Consider the following 21946-nt stretch of genomic DNA (forward strand, 5'->3'; position numbering starts at 1 on the left):
TTGGTTGGGAAGCTGAAGATTTCATTCAGAATACTTCGACAAATCACAAACGCATTTTTTATGCAACGCTAGTGCCCGACGATATGATTGTAAAGCTTACGAGCACAGCGATTTGCGGATCCGACCTGCATTTAATCCATGGAATGATTCCCAACTTGAAGGAAGACTATATCATCGGCCACGAACCGATGGGCATCGTAGAAGAAGTAGGGCCAGGCGTGACCAAGCTGAAAAAGGGAGACCGTGTTATTATTCCATTCAATATTGCTTGCGGTGAGTGTTTCTACTGCAAGAATCATTTAGAAAGCCAATGTGACAATTCAAACGAACACGGGGATATGGGTGCATATTTCGGTTATTCAGGCACAACAGGGGGTTATCCCGGAGGCCAAGCGGAGTATTTGCGGGTACCCTTCGCCAATTTCACCCATTTCAAGCTTCCTGAAAACTGCGAAGTAGAAGATGAAAAGCTTTGCCTGATCGCAGATGCCATGTCAACCGCTTACTGGACCGTAGATAATGCAGGTGTAAAAAGCGGAGATACTGTTATCGTTTTGGGGTGCGGTCCGGTTGGCCTTCTCGCACAAAAATTTTGCTGGCTGAAGGGCGCAAAACGTGTGATTGCGGTAGACTATGTCGACTATCGATTACAGCATGCGAAGCGTACGAATCATGTAGAAATTGTAAACTTCGAGCAAGAGCAAAATATTGGAAATCACCTGAAGGAAATTACGAAGGGTGGGGCAGATGTCGTCATTGATGCGGTCGGTATGGATGGAAAAATGTCAGATCTGGAGTTTCTCGCGAGCGGATTAAAACTCCAGGGAGGCGCAATGGGAGCTGTGGTCATCGCTTCCCAAGCAGTACGAAAGGGTGGCACGATCCAAATTACCGGCGTCTATGGAGGACGTTATAATGCGTTTCCTCTCGGAGACATCATGCAACGCAATATCACGATACGATCCGGACAAGCCCCTGTCATCCACTATATGCCTTATATGTATGAGCTCATTACGACGGGCAAAGTGGATCCTGGCGACATCATCACCCATATTATTCCACTTAGTGAAGCGAAGCGCGGTTATGAAGTTTTCGACACAAAAACGGACAATTGCATTAAAGTCGTTCTGAAGCCTTGAGTGATACTGGGAACGGAGGATAGATAGGCGATGACAATCGGATTGCACGAACAACTAGAGGTTCATGAGATTGCCGCTTTCAAGACAGTTTGTATGACTAAATCCAAGACTATGCAAGGACTGATTACGGACGAAGCACTAAAACAAATTCTGGCAGAAGATGTTGAAGTGTCCACCAGACAGCTTCAGGAGCTGAATGCATTGCTGGCAAAGGCAAACGCTTAGGAGGTGTAGTTGAAGAAATGACTGGTTTTTTTCAAGATTTGATGGGCATGGGTGGTATGACGGATCAAGTAGTGGCCATGGACTTTCTCATTGCAGCTAAGACTGGAGTGCGAAATTACGCCATGGCCCTCACGGAAACAGGCACTCCGGAAATAAAAGCGACGCTGACCAAGCAATTGGAGGAAGCAATCGATTTGCACGAAAAAATCAGCACGTATATGATCGAGCGGGGCTGGTACCACCCGTGGAATGTGAACGAGCAGATACAGTTGGACCAACAAAATATCCAGACAGCGCTGGATTTGCCGTAAAGCAAAGCACCTAACCAGGGTGCTTTTTCTTTACAGTATCGGAAAGTATAAACTTCTGTGAGTAAAACGTCCCGATACTGCAAGAATAACCTACCTCTAAAACGCGGTCGCACGTCATTGAAATGGCCTCGATAGAGGTTTTCTTAAGGGAGGTTCCTTCGCTTTATTTTGATGATGCTAATTGGATAGAGATATTCAAATAATAATAGATTCCATCCTTGCAGGAGATTTCAAGTGTTCCTGGTTCCGAAAAAATCCGCTTAAGGTTCGTTATTATTGCAACGCTTTTGTTTTCGTATTTCTCACCCAAAACAAAAGTTGCCAATGCTCCCGATTATGGAATCGATGAAGTATCCAACCATGCTTTGGCGTTGCTGATGGATGTAGCGAGAAAAATCACATTCGCGAACAAAGATGTCAAGCAAGGAAAGTGGGATTTCAAACCACTTCAACCCATTTACCGTCTGACAGGCTTAACACTTGGGCTAGTCGGCTTTGGAAATATCGCACAAAGATTGTCAGAAAAGGTCGTACCTTTAGGACTAAAAGTAATCGCTTACGACCCGTATATTCCGGAGGAGGTGGCGAAAAGCCGGAATGTTACTTTAGTTTCCTTAGATGAGCTTTGTCAGCATGCAGATCTGATCTCTGTTCATGCACCCCTGCTGCCATCTACCAAGGGCATGATTGGTAAAGAACAATTTCAACGTATGAAGAAAGGAGTCTCGATCATTAATACTTCGCGTGGCCCTGTTATTGATGAAGAGGCATTCATTCAGGCATTGCAAGAAGGGATTGTCGCTGGAGCTGGGCTGGATGTGGTCGATCAAGAACCGATTGCTTCTGATCACCCTTTCCTTTCCATGGACAATGTCGTATTGACGCCACATTCCGCCTGGTATTCGGAAGAGGCGGCTGTAGAAGTTCGATCCAAAACAGCCTTGGGGGTTGTGGATGTATTGGTATACGGTGAATATCCGAAATACCTTGCGAATCGACAAGTTATGGAGAAGACAGAACTCCAATCCCACCTTCCACATGAACGCTACAACTTTGATCGAGATGCGATCTTGCAGAAAATGAAGGCAACCAAGGCAGCTCATTAACTCAAACGTTTCCTAAAAATCGATAAAAGAATAAATAAGGGGATGTTACGCATTTAGCAGTTTGGTATTGGCTCTGGCGGCGTGTGGGGGAACATCAACCGCGCAACCGCAATCAGCACCGCCAGCAGCAGGGGGAAGTAGAATTAGTGAAAGAACGATTAATTCCTCAGAAGCAGAGTATATCACGGGACAGTCTATCAGTATTTGCGGCGGTTTGGTCATGAGCTAGCATTTTACCAGAAAGCAAAGGGGTGAGGTTTATGGGTAATAGCGTTCCTTTAAAGCAATTGCTTCAAAAAGAAGGAATCGTTGTCGCACCGGGCTGCCATGATGCCTTGGGTGCCAAAGTGATCGAAAGTGTCGGGTTTGAAGCCGTTTATATGACTGGCAACGGGACTTCGGCTAGTGCGATCGGAAAACCGGATTTGGGTTTCCTCACCATGACGGAAATGGTCTCCAGGGCTAGGGGAATTGTTTCAGCCGTGATTTCCGATGCGGATACGGGATATGGGAACCGCAATAATGTGGTGCGTACAGTACAAGAGTATGAGGCTAGCGGTGTTTCAGCGATTCACTTGGAAGATCAGGTCACACCGAAAAAATGCGGGGCAATGAGCGGTATTGAGCTCATCTCCATTGAGGAGCATGTCGATAAAATTAAAGCAGCGATTCGAGCACGCAAGGACGAGAACTTCCTGATTATTGGGCGAAGCGATGCCAGAGGAACAAAGGGTTTAGCGGAAGCGATTGAACGGGGAAAAGCGTATGCTAATGCTGGAGCAGACCTCATTCTGATTGAAATGCTGGAATCGGTGGATGAAATGAAAGAAGTCGCTCGGAAAATCGATGCGCCATATGTTGACAATCCATGATTATGAAAAATTTCTTGGAATTGATCAATACAGATAGGGCGATGATTTTGAGCAGTACTCTTCATGATGATAGTCTGACCATATGGAGTTTCTAAGATAATAATTGACGGGTTTGTGGTGGGGAAGTTGTTCTGATAACACCTCTTCCCATGCAATAGCATGAATGACGTAGGAGAAGGGGAGATCCCTTCTCCTATTTTGCACCTATCGGGCTATACGACTAATAACTGCATAACCCTCGCCATCATGAGATAGATTGTGTATAAATAAGGATAGAAAGCCAGTGTCTCTATATCCAACGAGTAGGAGGGTGTTTATGAACATAAAGAAGGTCGAAGCAGATGGAGTCGATATTGCCATCTTGGGCGGTAATCAGATTGCAATAGGAGATGTACAGTCTGCTTTGGATCTAATGGCTACTGTGCACTACGAAACAGGCTGTGATCGTATGGTAATAAACAAATCCCTCATAAGCGAACCCTTTTTCGATCTGAAAACTCGTCTTGCAGGTGAAATTCTTCAAAAGTTCGTCAATTACCGCATGAAGCTTGCCGTTGTTGGAGAGTTCTCCGGATATGAAAGCAAAAGCTTAAAGGATTTTATCTATGAATCGAACAACGGAAACAACATCTTTTTCTTGCCCACTGAAGAGCAAGCGATTGAAAAGCTAAGCAAGCTGAAGTAGAGGTTTATACGGGGAGGAAGGTGAGTGACAATCGAACAGCGCAATCATGCTGAGTACCCGATGATGAAAATTCCTGCAGGTAAAATTGAACTGCGGGATGATCGAGTAAAGACCAAATGGACGGTCCAGGTGAATTCCTTTTTGCTTGCGCAGATTCCAGTTACGAAAGCTTTCTATGGTTCGATCATGCAAAAGACACTTGGAGCGAATGACCTTCCTCATGCCCCAGTCGTGGATGTCTCATGGAATGAGGCGATCTCTTTTTGCAATTTGCTATCTCAATACTCGGGTTTAAAGGAATGTTACTCGATACATGCTGACGGTGAAAGTGTCGTCTGTGACTGGGGAGCGGATGGCTATCGTCTACCTACAGAGGCGGAGTGGCAGTATGCTTGTAAAGCAGGGACTGGTGGGTATCGCTACGGTGAGCTTGATGAAATTGCTTGGTACCGCAAAAACGCTGAGGGCATGGCACATGAGGTAGGGAAAAAGCTGCCGAATGCATGGGGGCTCTACGATATGTTAGGTAATGTCTGGGAGTGGTGCTGGGATCTATACGATAAGAAAGTATATGGCTCCTACAGAGTTTTCCGCGGCGGTAGCTGGGCTGAAGAGGCAAGAGGCTGCGGTGCGACATGTCGTCGCCGTAGTCACCCAACATTTCGGATTGATGATCTCGGATTTCGGCTTGCTAGGTCCCTGTAGGGGGTGGAAATGCAAGTACAATTCACCGTCAAAACCCTGGCAGTTGACACAGCCATCGCAATTCACTATACTGTCTGTAATTTGATATGCGACATACGTTGAAAGAGCCCAGTAGCAGCTTAATCCCTGTTCCAGAAAGCCGGGGGTGTTGGAACCCGGTACACATTAAGCGAGCGAATTACACTCTGGAGTATCTCGGGTAATGCCGAGCGGAATGGCGAACGATACTTCGCTAAAGAGTGGCATGAATGGCAAGCGACTGCGCGAAGACCATTGGTGCAAGCTGGGTGGTAACACGGTTATTCAATCGTCCCTGTGTCTACAATAGACAAGGGGCGATTTTTTATTTCAACGCGCAAAAATGAGGGAGTGTATGGCTGTGAACATTATCGACGAGCTTCAATGGCGCGATGCCATCAATCAACAGACGGATGCTGAAGGGCTTCGTGAATTGACCGAACAAAAATCGATCTCGCTTTACTGTGGTGTGGATCCGACGGGTGACAGCATGCACATTGGCCACTTGATCCCGTTCATCGTGCTGAAGCGCTTCCAGCTCGCTGGCCACCGTCCCGTCATTTTGATCGGTGGTGCAACCGGAACCATCGGAGATCCAAGCGGTCGTCAGTCCGAGCGTTCCCTGCAAACGCTGGAACAAGTCCAGGACAACGTAGATGCCCTGACTGAGCAAATGAAAAAGCTGTTCGTGACAGAAGGCGACAACCAAATCCGACTGGTCAACAATTACGACTGGACACATAAAATCAACGTTATCGAATTTTTGCGCGATTACGGGAAAAACTTCAGCATCAATGCGATGCTTGCCAAGGATGTCGTGGCGAGCAGACTCGATAGCGGGATTTCCTTTACAGAGTTCTCCTACCAAATCCTGCAGTCGCTCGACTACTTGCATCTGTACAAACACGAAGACGTTCAGCTGCAAATCGGCGGTTCCGACCAATGGGGGAACATTACCAGCGGTCTCGATTTGATCCGTAAAAAAGAAGGTCCTGAGGCAAAGGCGTTCGGTCTTACCATTCCGCTCATGTTGAAAGCAGATGGCACCAAATTCGGGAAAACAGCGGGAGGAGCAGTATGGCTGGATCCGAACAAGACAACGCCATTCGAGTTCTACCAGTTCTGGGCAAATACCGATGACCGCGATGTGGTGAAATACCTGAAATACTTTACGTTCTTGTCCAAAGAGCAAATTGACGAACTGGCTGAAAAGGTCCAGACTGAGCCGCATAAACGCGAAGCGCAAAAGATGCTGGCAGAGGAAATGACGCGATTTGTGCACGGAGAGGAATTACTGGATCAGGCCAAGCGCATTACCGCTGCTTTGTTCACAGGAGATATCAAATCTCTGACGGCAGACGAGATCGAGCAAGGCTTTAAAGAGATGCCGACGTTTGAAGCGACGAAGGAATCGAAAAACATCGTCGACTGGCTGGTAGATCTGGGCATTGAGCCATCCAAGCGTCAAGCGCGCGAGGACATCACCAATGGTGCGATTTCCATGAATGGGGAACGCGTCAGTGATCTCGCACTTGAGGTAACTGCTGACCTTGCTATCGGCGGCCGGTTCATCATTATTCGCAAAGGTAAAAAGAATTACAGCTTGGTGAAAATGGTATAGATGGCAGTATAAAGTGAAGCCCTTCCCCCGAGTCAGATGGGGGAAGGGCTTTTAAGATTCTGAGTCTACTCATTTTTCCACGTTAGTGCCAGTGTACCCTCCCCGGCATGAGCGCCGATCGTGGAACTGATTGGTCCTATCAACACCTTCACATCGGGATACTTGTTTGTGATAGTCTCTTTTAGTGCCAGCGCTTTTTCCTGTACGTTGCCATGCAGAATCTGCAGATGCTTCACAGAGTCATTTTGTTTTGCTCGTTCCAACTGCTCCAGCATGCGTTTTACTGCTTTACCCTCAGTACGAACTTTTTCATAGATCTCAAATCGACCATCCTTAATCCGGATGATCGGTTTTATCTGGAGCAGATTGCCGAGATAATACTGCAGACCGCTCATTCGGCCGCCCTTATAAAATTGGTCGAGACTGCCCACCAGGATGTAGTTCTCAATCTTTTTGTATTCCTCGCGTAGCGTGATCGCGATTTCCCGATAGTTTTTCCCTTGCTGAGCAAGCTCAATCCCTTGCAAGATAATCGAAGTAATCGGATAGGACATCAGCTTGGAATCTACATGTTCTACAGGGAAGTCAACCAGCTTCGCAGCGTTTACACTTGCATTGTAAGTGCCGCTAAGCTCAGAGGAGAGATGGACAGCGATGGCGCATTCATACTCTTCCTTCAATTGTTCATACAGAGCGACAAATTTGCCAACAGAAGGTTGTGAAGTTTTTGGGGCATAATTGGCCTGAACAATTTTTTGATAGAGCTGTTCAGGAGTTAAATCTATGCCGTCTTCGTATGTCCCATCTTCAAAGATGATCTCCAGTGGAACGATGTAGATGTCGTGCTCTTCCATGATTGGATCGGGTATGAAAGCAGTGCTGTCTGTAACCCAGGCTATTTTTTTCTTCAAGGAAACATGTCCTCCCCCATAAAAGTAGAAACCTTTGCCTGCCCTATGCGTCATGCAAATATATAAGCAAACTTGCATGTTCTATCATACTATGAAACATGTCGGTTTTTGTCGTAATTATAGGAATTTTATTGAACAAATGAGCGGAATTTCGTGGAAGATGATAAAAATGCGAGAGAAAAAGCATGCCAAAATAAAAACACGCCAGTTGAGGCGTGTTCATAACCACTAGTAGAGGCTGATTAACGGAGTTCCTAGAATGGATACCGACAATCTGGAGGAGACAAACTGATTCCCATTCCATGTCAAAAGGTTTTCAACATATCCTAAGGTATCCGCATTCGTCGTTCCGATAATCCGTTGAAAAGAAAGTAAATCATAACGTGAGCTCTTTGGACTGGTCACGATGGGATATAAGGCACCTAACGCAAGAACTTCACCGCTTACGGGCTGTTTCAGCTTGCCATTCTCGTCGTAAAACTGTGAAATATAGTCGAAGCCCTTGTTGCTAATGTCAATCGTGAAGAGGATGTTTAATTGCGGACTTCCTACACCCACTCGGTAATTATTTTCATAGTCCACCCTGAATACATACTCACTGTTGTAGAGATCTACATCAAACATTTTCTGTAGAATCGCATTTTTGAAGGAGTACACATAAAAGATTCCGTAGCCTCCGCTTCCTCCTGTCTCCATACTGATCATGATGTCTTCTACTTTATCCCCGGAAAAATCTCCAAGAAAGAGACTGGTATGATATCCCGCATTATTTTGCAGATTGACCGTCGTGATTTGCTGAGTACGACCATCCTGGATGACGAGTGTGATGTGATCGGCAAAGCCTCCTGCTCCCTCTGGTTTGCCATATAGATATACATTGTCGATCATTCCATCTCCGGTGACATCACCTTGCTTGAAGTCAAGCAAAGCAAAAGCTCCAGAATGGGTGGAGTTGGCAGGCATGTATCCTTGATATGGGCTGTACACATGTAACATCCCCTATTCCCGTTTTCGATACGATATGTAGGTCAGTGACTAGATGATTGTATGTTTGCCCATGAGGGGAAGGGGAAAATCCCTAGAATTCCAGCCGATCCTAAGCGAATATTTCGTCCTTCTATACCGCAATCCAGAAGAAATCGAAACACGTGCTTCATGCTAACATGATTGTACTGAAGGAAATATGCGATCTGTGGTGTCTATTCGAAAGGAGGATAACGATGACGAACAGCTATTCAAAAGGCAGGATATGGACAGCAGGGATTTTGAAGGGACTGGTCATTGTATTTATGCTGTTTGATAGTATTATGAAATTCATCAAACCTGCTTCAGTTGTGGAGGGAACACTAACACTCGGCTATGCCGAGCATCATATTATGGTGATTGGAGCACTTGGGCTTCTATCAACCCTCCTGTACGCCATTCCACGAACTGCTGTTTTAGGTGCAGTGTTACTGACAGCGTACTTTGGCGGTGCGATTGCGACAAATCTGCGAGTGGATGCTCCTCTATTTACTCACGTGCTGTTTCCGGTTTACTTTGCCATTTTTACGTGGGGAGGAATTTGGTTAAGAAATAATCGAATTCGCAATCTGATCCCATTCAAATGGGAAGAATAAACAAGCAGCCCGATTGCGTCGTAAGGGAGATCAAAGAGGAAGTAAATCTCGATATAGCAGTCAAAGGCTTACTCTGCATGGCGGAAACGATTCGACCCGAGGACGCGGAGCATTGGGTTTCCGTCATCTATGAAACGGTCACCCAGGGTGGGGAAGCGTGCAATATGGAGCCAGATGGGGCGATTGGAGATGTCAGAAGGAAATTCCGGAAATTGGCAGTTCGTTATGGAGGTCGTCCCGCACAAAGAATACGGGGCAATGTTCATCGGGAAACTCGATCAGAATACCGTACAGCCGATCCAGCATGTCCATTATGAAGTGGAGTTGAAAAATGGAGGGCGCGGTGGGAATCTGAAACAGCCCAATTTTCAGAACGGTCCCATACAAATATTTACCGATTTTCCAAACTCAGATAGCTACCAGCAGGAGTTCAAGGACGGTTTGTACGAAGTGGACATCCAACAGTTTTTCACCAGCAACCCGGTACTGACGATTACCTGGAAGGACGGGAATGGCAAGGAACATAAAGAGATCATCGAGCTGACCCTCAAACAATCGAGGTAAACAGCCAGAAAAAATCAAAGCACAGCCTACTTCTGAGAGGGCTGTGCTTTTTTTCTGCTGCTCAACTAATCCACGTGATATCCGCTTGTGTCACCTGCCATTGGCCATCGATCCATTCCACCACGACTTTCGTGCCAATAGCTCCGAGGCCAGATCGGTACTTGGAGCCTTCGACGACGATCTTGGACTCGGTTATATCTGCGTGTGTGAGACGCAACAAAACACCGTCCAACATGAGTGTTTCCGAATCATATAGTCCTTTTTCCCGCAGCTCGTCGAGTGTGGCTGCCATCACCTCAACCTGATACTTTTCAGAAAAGAACGTCAGAATCTGTTTTTTAACTTGCGGATTCAGCTTCTCCATGTGAGTCATGTCGATGGCGATGTATTGCATCTCGTGATTCAGTCCTTCATCCAGAGGCATGGAGGCGTCCAGAGCGATGCTGTATACTGCTCCAAGATGGGTTGCATTTGCAGCCGGGGCCTCTTCCGACGAAATACCCATGTACATGGTCAAGAGTAAGGGTGCGTACAAAACAAATTTAAAAAAATCCATGCTATCCCTCCTTGCTACTATGTGACGACGAAAATGGAAAAACGTTTTTGGCTTTCGAGACTGCGTCTTGCACTCTTTCATTTTTCAATACGAAAGGATAAAATTTTATCCATCATGATGTCTGCTTGCATCTCATACGGGATCGGGGAGAGAGAAGCTATTGAGAGAGAAGGCCTGGATGGGGTGAATGAATGCGTTTCTATCTGAAGTATTTGAAAAAATACGGCGTGGCTATTGCGATTTCCTTCTTTTTTCTCGCCATGGAGGCGGTGAGTGATCTGCTGCAGCCGACGATCATGGCGATGATCATCGATAAAGGGGTAGCGGAGCGGGACATGGACTACGTCCTGCGAATGGGTGGCTTGATGCTGCTCATTACAGCACTGGGAGCAGTCGCTGCTTCGATGCGAAATCTGCTGTCCAGCTACGTCTCCCAGAATTTTGGCGCGCTGTTGCGTTCCGACCTGTTTCGAAAAATTCAGTCGCTTTCTTTTGAAAATGTAAACAAGTTTGATCGGGCGTCACTGGTCACGCGGCTGACCAATGACGTCAACCAAGTACAAGTGTTTGTGAACGGGATGATGCGGATTTTCGTCAAAGCACCGCTCCTCTGCATAGGCGGACTGATTATGGCAGCGCAGTTGAATTTGCAGCTATCCGTGGTTCTGGCTATCGTGGTGCCGATTGTGGGTTTGCTCATCATCCTCAATATCAAAATCGGCTTTCCCTTCTTCGGCAAGGTACAATACGCCCTGGACCGGGTAAACGGTGCCATGCGAGAATACCTGTCCGGCGTGCGGGTGGTCAAGGCTTTTCATCGCTACGCGTTTGAAAGTGAAAAATTCAATCTTGCCAATGAAGAGCTCCAAGCAAAGTCGATTTCCGCTACACGGATCATGTCTGTGTTTGGCCCAGCTATCATGCTCGTGGTCAATCTCGGGATCGTCGCTGTATTGTGGATCGGTGGACTTGGCGTCGAACAGAGCGAGATCGAGGTTGGGCATATCATCGCCTTTACCAACTACATGACCCAGATCTTGTTCGCACTGATGATGATCTCGATGGTGTTCAATCTGTTCGTGCGGGCCAAAGCCTCTGCACTTCGGATCGGGGAAGTGTTTGCTGAGGAAAACCGGATAACCTGGAAGGAGACCGGTTATGAGTCTAAAGCTGAGACAGGCAGAATCGATTTTGAAAAGGTAAGCTTCTCCTATGATGGAGAGGGCGGCGAGCTTGTCTTAAAAGAAATCAGCTTTACTTGCCTGCCAGGTGAAACAGTGGGGATTATCGGCTCGACAGGATCTGGAAAAAGCAGTTTAGTTGCCTTGATTCCTCGATTTTACGATGCTACATACGGATCATTGCGCATCGATGGAGAGGACGTTCGTCATATCGATCCGAAGAAGCTGAGGGAACGCATCGCGATTGTTCCGCAAAAAACAGTCTTATTCACGGGGACGGTCATGGAAAATATCCGTTGGGGAAAAGAAGACGCAACGCTAGAAGAAGTGGAACAGGCAGCGAAGATGGCCGAAGCGCATGATTTCGTGATGGCTACCAAGGATGGATATGAATCACGTGTTGGCCAGGGGGGTGTCAACTTCTCGGGCGGGCAAAAGCAACGGCTGTCCATCGCGCGGGCGTTGGTGCGCAAGCCGGAGATTCTTATTCTGGATGACAGCACCAGCGCAGTGGACGTCGCGACGGAGGGCAGGATCAAGGAATCTCTGCGCAAGTACGCCGATGGTTTGACCTGCATTCTGATCGCCCAGCGCATTACCTCTGTGATGGATGCCGATAAGATTGTCGTTTTGGATCATGGTGAAATGGTAGGATTAGGAACACATGACGAGCTGCTTGCAAATTGCAGAGTCTATCAGGAAATCTACCACTCCCAAATCGGTCGGGAGGTGAACTAGCATGTCCCAACAAAGAGAACAGCCCGTGCCTTCCATAGGGCCAAAGCATGGAAACCGCTTCGGGATGGCTGCGAGAGCTGCACAAAGCAAACCCAAGAACTTTAAGGCGACGATTAAACGGCTGTGGCATGCCTTTGGCAAGGAAAAACGAATCCTGCCGATCGTGTTTGTTATTGTTTTCATCGATGCCCTGTTGATGCTGGCGGCACCCTATCTGATTGGGGAATCGATTGATGCGATGACCCGAGGCGAAGAGATGATGGGCCTCCTCGGGATCATGATCCTCGTCCTGCTCATCTCGTACGTAGCAGACGGCATCCTCACCTTTCTTCAAGGCTGGATCATGGCGGGAATCTCACAGCGGATTGTGAAAAATCTGCGGAGCGCGCTGTTCGAAAAGCTGCAGAAGCTGCCCGTTTCGTTTTTTGACTCGCGTACGCATGGAGAATTGATGAGCCGCTTGACCAACGATATTGACAACGTGAGCAATTCGATCTCGCAGTCTACGACACAGCTGATGTCAGGTGCGCTGATGATTGTCGGATCATTAGTCATGATGCTGGTGCTGAGCCCGCTGCTGACCTTGACCTGTCTAGTTACAGTGCCGTTGGTTTACCTGCTGACCCGGACCATTGCACGCAGAACCAGCGTTTTATTCAAAAATCAGCAGATGCAGCTCGGCAAGCTGAATGGTCATATTGAAGAAACCATCTCCGGGATTCAAGTCGTCAAAGCCTTTAATCACGAGCAAAAGGCGATTGCCGAATTCGATGAGATCAACGATGAGCTGCGAAAAGTAGGCTTGCGGGCTCAAATCCTGTCGGGCTTTCTCATGCCGATCATGAACGTCATCAACAACCTTGGCTTTGCCTTGGTAGCAATCGTTGGTGGTGTACTGGCGATTGAGGAGATGATTACGGTCGGTGTGATTGCCAGCTTTCTCAGCTATTCGCGCCAATTTGTACGACCGCTCAACGATCTGGCGAACATCTTCAACGTATTACAGTCCGGTGTAGCGGGAGCGGAGCGGGTATTTGAAGTGCTGGACGAGAAGGATGAACCGGCTGACGTCGTCCAAGCAGTGCAGCTAACCCAGCCAAAAGGCCATGTCGTGTTCGAAAACGTCAGCTTTGGCTACCGACCCGATCAGCTCATCCTGAAAGATGTCAGCTTTGAGTCGAAAGCCGGGAGCATTACGGCGTTGATCGGTCCGACCGGGGCAGGAAAGACGACCATCGTCAATCTGCTGACCCGCTTCTACGATGTGACTGGCGGGGCGATCTATCTGGATGGCAAAGACATCCGGGAATATACGCGAGACAGCCTGCGCAGCAGCTTCGGCTTTGTACTGCAGGATACGTATTTGTTTTCGGGAACGATCAAGGAGAATATCAAGTACGGGAAGCCGGATGCGACGGATGAAGAGGTGCGCGAGGCGGCAAAAATGGCCAATGCCGATGTATTCATCAATCGGCTGCCGAAGCGCTACGATACCGTACTGAGCGAAAACGGCGGCAACCTCAGCCAAGGACAGCGGCAGCTGCTCGCGATCGCCCGGGTGATTTTGGCAAAGCCTGCCTTGCTGATCCTTGATGAAGCGACGAGCAGCATCGATACGCGCACCGAGATTCATATCCAGGAGGCACTGCTCAAGCTGATGCAGGGGCGTACCAGCTTTGTCATTGCGCACAGGCTCAATACCGTTCGGGATGCAGATACGATCATGGTCGTAGATGGTGGGAAGATCGCTGAGCAGGGGAGCCATGAGGAGCTGCTGGCGAAGAAAGGAACGTACTACCAGTTGTTTTCCAATCAGTTTAAAAATATCGAAGCTGCACAATAGCCGGTTTGGCTGTCTTTTCGTTGATACTGGACGAAAGAGGCAGCCAATTTCCGTTGCAAGGATCCAGTTCATATTTCCCTTTTTATGGTACCCAATCTGCTTTCTTGATACTATTAAGACAAATCTAGTGATCTAGCTTTCTTAAAAGGTAATAGAGGTGCAATTCCTATTCGGAGGTCATGAAACTTGCCAAATCGACTAAACCAAATCATCCATTCCTACGTGCCAACCGGATTGTTGCTATGGTTAGGTTTTTGGTTCCTGCCCTATTATGACCAAGCAGAGCGAATCATTTTATTCGCTGCTTTTGTTGTAGTGCCATTAACCCTGTATCGCGTATTTGAGTCTTTGAAGAATACGCCCGTTCTCTTTTTGAAAATCCTCATCTCCCTGATCCCAATAGGTGCGATATCACTGGCTGTATCCTTCGCCCTATCCCCAGGACCTATCGCTGGTGCGCTGGCAATTCCTTGGAGCCTTGTAACCTTTGTGATTGCGGCCATGGGCGTTGGTCTTCTCGTCAAGAGCTTCCCTCATTTCGGTGATGTGTCCAGGGCGATTGGTTTTATGTACATCAGTGTAGGTGGCATTTGGTTAGCGGCCTATCAATTCGGCTCGTCCTTGCTAGGCTTTGAGGGGCTGATTATGTTGCTTACAGTCAATCATTTTCACTATGCGGGCTTCGTTGTGCCTGTATTATTTGGTTTTTTGCATGATAGCCTGGAAAGAAAATCCTTTTCGGGGTTGACGGTTGTGCTTGGCGGGATTACCCCCATCCTCATTGCACTTGGTATGACATACTCGCCGATTCTGGAGTGGCTGTCTGTCGTCACTTTTGCCTTGTCCCTGATCCTGTACAGCGTCCTTGTTTTTACTTGCGTGATCCCAAAAGCAACAAGATGGACAAAGGGATTTCATCTCCTGTCCAGTGGAGTGATCTGGTTGACGATGGCCTTGGCCGTTCTATATGGATTTGGGGAGTTGACTGGACAATCTACCATTTCCATTTCGACGATGATCGTCTTCCACGGCTGGGGGAATGCGGTTCTCTTTTGCTTTATTGGGGTGCTGGCATGGCATGCAACCCTGATGGATCAAGCAACAGCGGGAATTCCGTTTAGTCGTATTCAAGGTACAGGGAGAATCGGTGCCGACGTTTTTACCAAGTTGGAAGTTCTCGATCGAGAGCCTGAGGAGAAGCCGACGGGCTTGATCGATGATATGCAAGATTACCAGAACCAATCATTGGATCTCGAACGCTTTGACCAAGATATCATCGATTTCTATGAGAAAACAGACGACTTTGAGCTGTATGTGACACCCTATTGGAGCAAAGCTTTTACTTACCCGGCTAAAGTCTATAAATGTGGCAGTCAATGGCTCGAGCAAATGAACTTCCCGCTAGAAGCGGAATCTATTGAACAACAAGTGAAAAGCGTCATACTCCCCATTCAGGACAGTAAGGACGGCAGGCAAAATGTCCGAGCCTGGGTACGAACCTACAATCAAACGAAAAAGACCATTTATGCAGCGTTGTACTCCACGCATGTGTCAGGACGTACGCGCTATATGAATATTGCTTTCCCACTCCCGTACTCGCAAATGACAAGCATCCTGAATCTGCGCAATGGCTCGGACGAAACATTGGTATTAACCTCATGGCCATCTGAAGGGAAATCCGGAGATCAAGGTGTGTACTTGGTACTAAATCAGAAAGCCATCCGTCTTCCTATTAATGAAACGATAACGGTATGGAAAGACCCGGATTCTCCCAAAGGGAAAATCGAGGCCAGGCATGACATGTGGCTGTTCGGGATGAAATTTTTAACATTGGATTACAACATTTCTAAGAAATCACAGGTTGTTGATAGCTAGCTACGTTGTGACTTTCTAGCAGGAAAAGGGTGGTTGCACAGGGAATGTATGTTCTTGTGGTTGTAGATAAAGTTTGGAGGTAATGACACATGAACGTGGATGCATTGATCGCAAACAAAAAAAGCTGGAAGGTTCATTTGATCACGAAGCATGGCAAGAGACCGCGATCATGCAGCAGTTTCGCCTGAGTACCTACCTCAATGTCTGCATCCAGCAAGGGTTCTCGATCGAGCGAGTGGTAGAGGATGTGTCTCTTACGGATGAGATGCTGAAAAATCAGACCAATCGTTGGTACTCCTACGAAAAGGCAGCCCGGATACCGACTACAATGATTATCAAATGCCGTAAAATCTGAGAATCACTGATTTGCCGCATCCAGATGCTCAAAGTGGCGTATGACAAACTCCTTGAAACGAGCGGCGGCAGGGGACATATATCGGCCTTCGACATGCGCCATGCCAATGACTCTTCGACACTCTGGTTCACGGATGTGAATCTGGACGATCTTGTTCTTGTCCATGCCGCGCAGGTTGGGCAACAGGGAAACCCCGAGTCCGGCAGCGACAAGACCCGCAACCGTTGCTGCCTCTTCGCTCTCAAACGTAACATTGGGGGTAATCCCCAGCTGTTGGAACAATTGATCTGTCGTATTGCGCAGAGCGTAACCTTTTTTCAAAAAGATGAAGGAGTCGAACCTGACAACGGATGATCGAGAGGGACGATCGCATAAATCTCCTCGACCCAGAGTGGTGTCCACTGAATCGACAGCTTGGTTTCCGTCGGTTCAGCGAGAATACAAATGTCCAGTTCCCCTGCATCCAAATGCTCCAGTAGCGAGTAGCTATGGTTCTGTATCAATTGAAAGCTGACGCTTGGTGAATGCACGCGATAGGCACCGATCAGATCGGGAATCAGGCTGGTCCCTAGCGTATGGAGAAAACCTAGAGCGATCTCTCCGCTTTCGGGGTGTACGAGATGTTGCAGCTCTTGCTTGGCGCTCTCATATTCGCCCAGAATGCGATTGACGCGTGATAAAAACAGCTGACCGTAACGATTCAAGGCGATTTTCCTTCCTTCTCGTGAAAAAAGCGGGACACCCAATTCATCCTCCAATCGAGCGATCGAACGACTCAGTGCAGGCTGAGAAAGGGAAAGAGACTCCGCAGCGCGAGTCACATGCTGCATGCGTGCCAGCGTTTGAAAATATTCGAGTTGTTGCCACTCCATATGTCTATACCTCCATCGTTATCATTACCCACATGCATCAAAACCATAATTATTATAAATTATACATTATGAATAGAGGGTGATACGATAGCAGCATGAAGAGCGTTTTCGGGGAGGTAGCTTCAACGTGGGACACATCCAGAAAGGGACTTCTGCCTTTCGTAAAGCAAATCTCGCTTTTTTTGCTGCCGGCTTTAATACATTTGCCATTTTGTACAGCACGCAGCCACTCATGCCAGAGTTTACCGAAGATTTTGGGATTTCTCCGACGATGGCCAGTCTATCCCTGTCGTTGACGACCATTTCGCTTGCCTGATCTTTTGGCTGAATCTGCCGCGCTCACAAAATTTCCAGCCTCGTTCACCTGAACCGCAAAAGCTGCTGCTCTCCTTTGGGCATCACCTGAAGGATCGGGGGATGCTTTGCTTGTACGGGATTGGCTTTCTCATCCTGGCAGCAACGTCGCTTTGTTCAACTATTTGGGGTATGTACTGACTGCTCCGCCCTATCGACTCAGTCAAACCCTGGTAGGCTGGATCTTCATCGTTTATCTGGTGGGCACAGTCAGCTCCGTATGGATGGCGAAATGGGCGGACAAATACGGGCGCCAAAATATGATGATTCTGGCTTTGACGCTCACATTGGTAGGGGTGTGTATTACCCTGGAAACTCATCTATGGGTGAAAATGATCGGATTGCCCGTTCTGGTCTTTGGATTTTTCGGCAGTCATTCCATTGCCAGCGCGTGGGTGGGAAGGCGGGCGCTTCACGACAAGGCACAGGCCTCTTCGCTTTACCTTTTCTTTTTCTACGCGGGGTCCAGTGTGGCAGGAACGACAGGCGGAGTGTTCTGGTCAGCGTATGGCTGGGAAGGCGTAGTAGGATTGGTCGCCGCATTTCTATTATTGGCTCTCCTGTTGGCTGTGAACTTGTCGAAGGGGGTAAAACCAGTAGCGGTCATGATAAACGATAAAGGAAATCATAGGGGTTAGAATCTATCACATCCATGCAGGTTGAAAAAAGGCGGTGCAGGTCATTATTCCTGTACCGCCTTTTTAATATTCCTTTTTTCGGCCCTTCACTAGCAGCACTGATAGGAAAAATAGCAGTTCGCAAAATTCCTCTCTCGCAAGTCATCCTGTGCAATGACAAAATAGATCGTTCCTACATCCCCCCACATGATATTCAGGTTTTCTTCATCCGTATCGACCTGCAGAAGCAGCGTATAACGATCGTTGCCCTCTAGCTTGCGAAAATAATCAATTTCATCAAAGACGTCATTTTGGATGTTGTGAGGATGGCCCAAAGCCTGGTGGTGCCAAGTAGGAGAGCCGTTTATTTCGGCAAAGGCAGGAAGGAACTGATCCCAATACACATCCCAATGTTCATCTGGCACGGTGATCGCTTCGCTGTGCAAAGACAGGCCCTTGATCATTTGCAGATTGTTGGCTGGAAGAACCCCGTATTTGTGTGTCCCCGGGTACGGAAGCGTTTGGAGGTGCGAAAGATCGCCATCGTAATACAGAACCCTCCAGCCATCTCTGTTTGGCAGCTCTCCGCCGTATACTGACTGCTCTGCCGCATCATAAAAAAAGTAGAGCAGACCACGCTCAGGCAATTCGTTGGCAACACCGATTCGTTGTACATCTTCGAGATTCAGCTGTCCAATAAAGGACAGTGGCTCACCCTGATACTCGGGATACGTCCATCCGGGTGGAAAGTCTGGATAACCTCCCAAACGACTTGTAGCCAAGGTGGGTGTATCCTCTTTTTGAGGGTAAAGGTACATGCATTCGTGTAGGTGGGCAAGAATGGTTTCTTTCATCGTATCTAAACCGAGCTTTTCGATCAGGGTATGTATATTCTGTATCATAGACAAACTCCTTTCGCATTTTCGAATATAAGGGTATGATGAGTAGCAAATAACCATAGAGGAAGATCAACGGGACGTTTTTCCTGGGAAAGGGTGCTCCATGCTCAAAAGTGAACATATTTTTCTGCCAGATGGGACGGAGGTTCAATATACTATTCGTGGAACAGGGATTCCAATCCTTGTTTTCCACGGTGGACACTCCAATTGTTTCGAAGAATTCGGCTATCGGGAACTACTTGAAAGCGGCTGCTCTCTGATTACACCGTCCCGGCCAGGCTATGGTGATACATCACGCGAGCTTGGAGAAAGTTTTGCGAAAGCTTGTAACGCCTATGTGATGTTACTCGATGAACTAGGACTAGAGCAGGTCCATGTCCTTGCCATCTCAGCGGGAGGCCCGAGTGGCATCTATTTCGCTGCATATTACCCAGAACGCGTGCGAACCCTCACGCTGCAATCTGCAGTGACGGATGAATTGATTTCGCCAACAGACAAGACCCAACGAATGGCCGTTAACTTGTTTCGCCCTGGTGTGGAAAGATTCACCTGGAAGCTGATGGGTTCCATGTCCAAACGATTTCCTACCTTTATCCTGAAACATATGGCTCCCTCCTTTTCGACCTTGTCTTGGAGTGAAGTGATGACCTATCTGAAGGAGGAAGATGTAGAAGCGTTTTGCGCCATGAACAATCGCCAGAGATCTGGGTATGGCTTCATGATCGATCTGGTACAATCCAGGCGGGACCTAGTGGAGGACATGAAGAGCATCAAGTGTCCGACACTGATTATGCACAGTAAACATGATCAGACCGTGCCCTTGAAGCATGCTCATCGCGCAAATGCACATATCCCTCACGCTCAGCTATGCATCTTGGACACATGGGGTCATTTGATTTGGATCGGGAAGGGATCGGAACAAGTAGACAGTGAATACTTGGCCTTTATTTACCGGAATGAAGATTCTAAAGAAAAATGAAACTTTTTGCCCCTCTTGCCGTATAGACTAGGGATACAGAAAAAGATAAGGGGAGGCGGAATATGAACGACGATAACGTAGTAAACATGAATTCCTTTAAACAGGGAGGAAAGCTGCTCGTCACCATACTTGTAATCGCTGTCATTGCACTGTTGGGTACGCAATCTTTTACCATTATCTCGGCCGGTCATAGCGGCGTTGTGCTGCAGCTAGGAGCAGTACAACCAAATGTCATGCAGGAAGGACTACATTTTAAGATTCCGTTTGTACAAACCGTGATTCCAATCGAAGTCAGGGTCCAAAAATCAGAGATGAGTCAAACCTCTGCTTCACGTGATTTGCAAAACGTATCGACGACAATAGCTGTGAACTTCCACCTGGAGCCAAACAATGTCAACAAATTGTATCAACAGGTTGGTCTGGATTATAATTCTCGGATCGTAGACCCTGCTATTGCCGAAGCATTTAAATCGGTAACGGCTCAATATACAGCAGAAGAACTGATTTCCAAACGCTCTGAAGTGAGTGGAAAAGTGAAAGAGCTGCTGACTCAGAAGCTCTCCACGTACTACATCGTTCTGGATGAAATCAACATACGGGAATTTACGTTTAGCGAAGAGTTCAACCGCGCGATCGAGTCCAAGCAGATCGCCGAGCAGCAAGCACTCAAATCGAAGCTTGATCTGGAGCGGATCAAGATTGAGAAAGAGCAGGAGATTACGAAAGCACAGGCTCAGGCGGAAGCCCTCCGCTTGCAGAAGCAGGAAGTAACACCTGAATTGATCCAGCTCAGACAAATCGAAGCGCAGCTGGAAGCGATTCGCAAATGGGACGGCAAAATGCCAAACGTAACCGGTGGCGCGATGCCATTTATCGATGTAGACAAACAATAACAACAGAGGGTGCCTTCTTAGCAGATAGGCACCCTTTTTTTATTTCCATCACTCACTGATTAGGGAAGGGAACGACAAATTCGAGTTCAGAAGCTCCGTCTTCAGCCCTCCTTCGGTGCAAGTCCACGCAGTACCGATGTGACGATGTGCATGGTATCGAACTCTCCATCAGATACTTTCGTGAGTAGATGGTTGGGCTCAAAGAGTCGATCATTGATTTCTGCGGCAGACCATCCTCTCTGGTGTAAATGAATGATTTCTCCTGAGAGATTTTCCAAATAGTCCAGCTTTTGTCGCAGCATGTTTTTTCCGCTGGCGATATATCCGGCATGTCCGCAATAGATAGAATCGAACGAATAGTCCAGTACGATTCGAAGCGATGCCATTTGTTGCGGAATGGATTCAAAAGAAAGCAGCACTTTAGGCTTGGCAGTCAGGTACAAATCCCCACAAAGCAAGCGACCTGTTTCTTCGTGCAGAAGGACGACATGGTCATCAGCGTGGCCGGGTGTATAGATCACCTTCCAGCTAGTGGAGCGGGAGTGGAAGGTATCGGTTAATGGCTTGGCGTTAAATGGTTCGCGAACACCCCAAGCGACTTGGCGGTACAGCGGATAAGCGGCTTGTTCAGAGCAGATTGTCATGCCATAGGGATGGATATAGACAGACACTTCTAGATTTTGCTCGATCCAGGAGGCTGTGCCGACATGGTCCTCATGGCTGTGTGTGAGGACGACAGATTCAAACGTGTTCTGTTCATAAAAGGAAATCAATTCCGACAGGACATTCTGTGGACCGGTATCGACCAGCATGCCATCTGTCAGATAGACATAGACGGATGACTCCCTACCTTGGCGATTCAATACGATTTCGACACAGACTACATCTTCATGGATTGAAGTTCGCAGCATAAATACCTCCCGGGCCATCCATTTTTTTCTATTATACATCCACTCAGAAAATTCGCACGAAATGAGTGAACAAAAAGCAAGGCCATGACCATATAAA

Annotated in this window: 22 protein-coding genes and 3 pseudogenes; 19 read left to right on the forward strand and 6 right to left on the reverse strand. The window is 47.6% G+C overall.

Features of this window, described 5'->3' with window-relative positions; all coding sequences use genetic code 11:
* Positions 1-23: 23 nt before the first annotated feature.
* The 9 genes from JZI27_RS19295 to tyrS all read left to right on the forward strand — a co-directional run bounded on the left by JZI27_RS19295 (position 24) and on the right by tyrS (position 6682).
* Positions 24-1139, forward strand: a complete 1116-nt coding sequence (locus tag JZI27_RS19295) for a zinc-dependent alcohol dehydrogenase (protein WP_280208805.1) — start codon at positions 24-26, stop codon at positions 1137-1139.
* 30 nt (positions 1140-1169) lie between these two features.
* Positions 1170-1364: a hypothetical protein gene (locus JZI27_RS19300; protein WP_280208761.1), complete on the forward strand. Its 195-nt coding sequence runs from the start codon at positions 1170-1172 to the stop codon at positions 1362-1364.
* Positions 1365-1381: 17 nt separating this feature from the next.
* Positions 1382-1675, forward strand: a complete 294-nt coding sequence (locus JZI27_RS19305) for a spore coat protein (protein WP_280208763.1) — start codon at positions 1382-1384, stop codon at positions 1673-1675.
* 218 nt (positions 1676-1893) lie between these two features.
* The gene (locus JZI27_RS19310) at positions 1894-2781 is read left to right on the forward strand and encodes a C-terminal binding protein (protein WP_280208765.1); all 888 of its coding nucleotides are present in this window, start codon (positions 1894-1896) and stop codon (positions 2779-2781) included.
* A gap of 260 nt (positions 2782-3041) precedes the next feature.
* Complete coding sequence (locus tag JZI27_RS19315) at positions 3042-3653, forward strand: isocitrate lyase/PEP mutase family protein (RefSeq protein WP_280208766.1); 612 nt, start codon at positions 3042-3044, stop codon at positions 3651-3653.
* Between the two features lie 316 nt (positions 3654-3969).
* Positions 3970-4338 (forward strand): DUF4180 domain-containing protein, encoded by a 369-nt coding sequence (locus JZI27_RS19320; protein WP_280208768.1) that lies wholly within the window; start codon positions 3970-3972, stop codon positions 4336-4338.
* A 60-nt stretch (positions 4339-4398) separates the two neighbouring features.
* A complete protein-coding gene (locus JZI27_RS19325; protein WP_280208807.1) occupies positions 4399-5043 on the forward strand; it encodes a formylglycine-generating enzyme family protein in 645 nt (214 codons plus the stop codon).
* A 202-nt stretch (positions 5044-5245) separates the two neighbouring features.
* Positions 5246-5371: a hypothetical protein gene (locus JZI27_RS19330; protein ID WP_280208770.1), complete on the forward strand. Its 126-nt coding sequence runs from the start codon at positions 5246-5248 to the stop codon at positions 5369-5371.
* A gap of 45 nt (positions 5372-5416) precedes the next feature.
* On the forward strand, positions 5417-6682 hold the full coding sequence (gene tyrS, locus JZI27_RS19335) for a tyrosine--tRNA ligase (RefSeq protein ID WP_481752826.1): 1266 nt from the start codon (positions 5417-5419) through the stop codon (positions 6680-6682).
* Between the two features lie 65 nt (positions 6683-6747).
* On the opposite strand, the gene JZI27_RS19340 is transcribed toward tyrS, so the two are convergent.
* Together JZI27_RS19340 and JZI27_RS19345 are read right to left on the reverse strand one after the other, a co-directional pair.
* Positions 6748-7593: a DegV family protein gene (locus tag JZI27_RS19340; RefSeq protein WP_280208771.1), complete on the reverse strand. Its 846-nt coding sequence runs from the start codon at positions 7591-7593 to the stop codon at positions 6748-6750.
* Between the two features lie 228 nt (positions 7594-7821).
* The gene (locus JZI27_RS19345) at positions 7822-8589 is read right to left on the reverse strand and encodes a VCBS repeat-containing protein (protein ID WP_481752827.1); all 768 of its coding nucleotides are present in this window, start codon (positions 8587-8589) and stop codon (positions 7822-7824) included.
* A 224-nt stretch (positions 8590-8813) separates the two neighbouring features.
* On the opposite strand from JZI27_RS19345, the gene JZI27_RS19350 reads away from it, so the two are divergent.
* From JZI27_RS19350 to JZI27_RS19360, 3 genes and pseudogenes are all read left to right on the forward strand, one after another.
* Positions 8814-9212 (forward strand): DoxX family protein, encoded by a 399-nt coding sequence (locus JZI27_RS19350; protein WP_280208774.1) that lies wholly within the window; start codon positions 8814-8816, stop codon positions 9210-9212.
* A 17-nt stretch (positions 9213-9229) separates the two neighbouring features.
* Positions 9230-9409: pseudogene (locus tag JZI27_RS25075) on the forward strand (NUDIX hydrolase); the annotation flags it as partial.
* Positions 9402-9776, forward strand: coding sequence for a hypothetical protein (locus JZI27_RS19360; protein ID WP_481752828.1), 375 nt, complete (start codon positions 9402-9404; stop codon positions 9774-9776). The pseudogene JZI27_RS25075 and the gene JZI27_RS19360, both read left to right, overlap by 8 nt.
* 61 nt (positions 9777-9837) lie before the next feature.
* On the opposite strand, the gene JZI27_RS19365 is transcribed toward JZI27_RS19360, so the two are convergent.
* Complete coding sequence (locus tag JZI27_RS19365) at positions 9838-10332, reverse strand: peptide ABC transporter substrate-binding protein (protein WP_280208777.1); 495 nt, start codon at positions 10330-10332, stop codon at positions 9838-9840.
* 191 nt (positions 10333-10523) lie between these two features.
* Between JZI27_RS19365 and JZI27_RS19370 the strand changes: the two genes are divergently transcribed.
* The 4 genes from JZI27_RS19370 (at position 10524) to JZI27_RS19385 (ending at position 16324) form a co-directional block, all read left to right on the forward strand.
* Positions 10524-12251 (forward strand): ABC transporter ATP-binding protein, encoded by a 1728-nt coding sequence (locus JZI27_RS19370; RefSeq protein WP_280208779.1) that lies wholly within the window; start codon positions 10524-10526, stop codon positions 12249-12251.
* A gap of 1 nt (position 12252) precedes the next feature.
* Positions 12253-14094 carry an ABC transporter ATP-binding protein gene (locus tag JZI27_RS19375; RefSeq protein WP_122909743.1) on the forward strand — a complete coding sequence of 614 codons (1842 nt, stop codon included), beginning with the start codon at positions 12253-12255 and terminating at the stop codon, positions 14092-14094.
* Positions 14095-14280: 186 nt separating this feature from the next.
* A complete protein-coding gene (locus tag JZI27_RS19380; RefSeq protein WP_280208780.1) occupies positions 14281-15969 on the forward strand; it encodes a YndJ family protein in 1689 nt (562 codons plus the stop codon).
* Positions 15970-16051: 82 nt separating this feature from the next.
* Positions 16052-16324, forward strand: a complete 273-nt coding sequence (locus JZI27_RS19385; RefSeq protein WP_280208781.1) for a hypothetical protein — start codon at positions 16052-16054, stop codon at positions 16322-16324.
* 3 nt (positions 16325-16327) lie between these two features.
* Here JZI27_RS19385 and JZI27_RS19390 read toward each other — a convergent pair.
* Positions 16328-17196, reverse strand: a pseudogene (locus tag JZI27_RS19390) (LysR family transcriptional regulator).
* Positions 17197-17323: 127 nt separating this feature from the next.
* On the opposite strand from JZI27_RS19390, the pseudogene JZI27_RS19395 reads away from it, so the two are divergent.
* Positions 17324-18188: pseudogene (locus JZI27_RS19395) on the forward strand (MFS transporter).
* Positions 18189-18277: 89 nt separating this feature from the next.
* On the opposite strand, the gene JZI27_RS19400 reads toward JZI27_RS19395, so the two are convergent.
* A complete protein-coding gene (locus JZI27_RS19400; protein WP_280208782.1) occupies positions 18278-19069 on the reverse strand; it encodes a YwqG family protein in 792 nt (263 codons plus the stop codon).
* 100 nt (positions 19070-19169) lie between these two features.
* On the opposite strand from JZI27_RS19400, the gene JZI27_RS19405 reads away from it, so the two are divergent.
* Together JZI27_RS19405 and JZI27_RS19410 are read left to right on the forward strand one after the other, a co-directional pair.
* Positions 19170-20045 carry an alpha/beta fold hydrolase gene (locus tag JZI27_RS19405; protein ID WP_280208783.1) on the forward strand — a complete coding sequence of 292 codons (876 nt, stop codon included), beginning with the start codon at positions 19170-19172 and terminating at the stop codon, positions 20043-20045.
* Positions 20046-20107: 62 nt separating this feature from the next.
* Positions 20108-20938: a prohibitin family protein gene (locus tag JZI27_RS19410; RefSeq protein WP_122909749.1), complete on the forward strand. Its 831-nt coding sequence runs from the start codon at positions 20108-20110 to the stop codon at positions 20936-20938.
* A gap of 101 nt (positions 20939-21039) precedes the next feature.
* On the opposite strand, the gene JZI27_RS19415 is transcribed toward JZI27_RS19410, so the two are convergent.
* A complete protein-coding gene (locus tag JZI27_RS19415; RefSeq protein ID WP_280208785.1) occupies positions 21040-21849 on the reverse strand; it encodes an MBL fold metallo-hydrolase in 810 nt (269 codons plus the stop codon).
* Between the last annotated feature and the right edge of the window lie 97 nt (positions 21850-21946).

The organism is Brevibacillus sp. AY1 (genome assembly GCF_029870785.1).
In the GTDB taxonomy this organism is placed as follows: Bacteria; Bacillota; Bacilli; order Brevibacillales; family Brevibacillaceae; genus Brevibacillus; species Brevibacillus invocatus.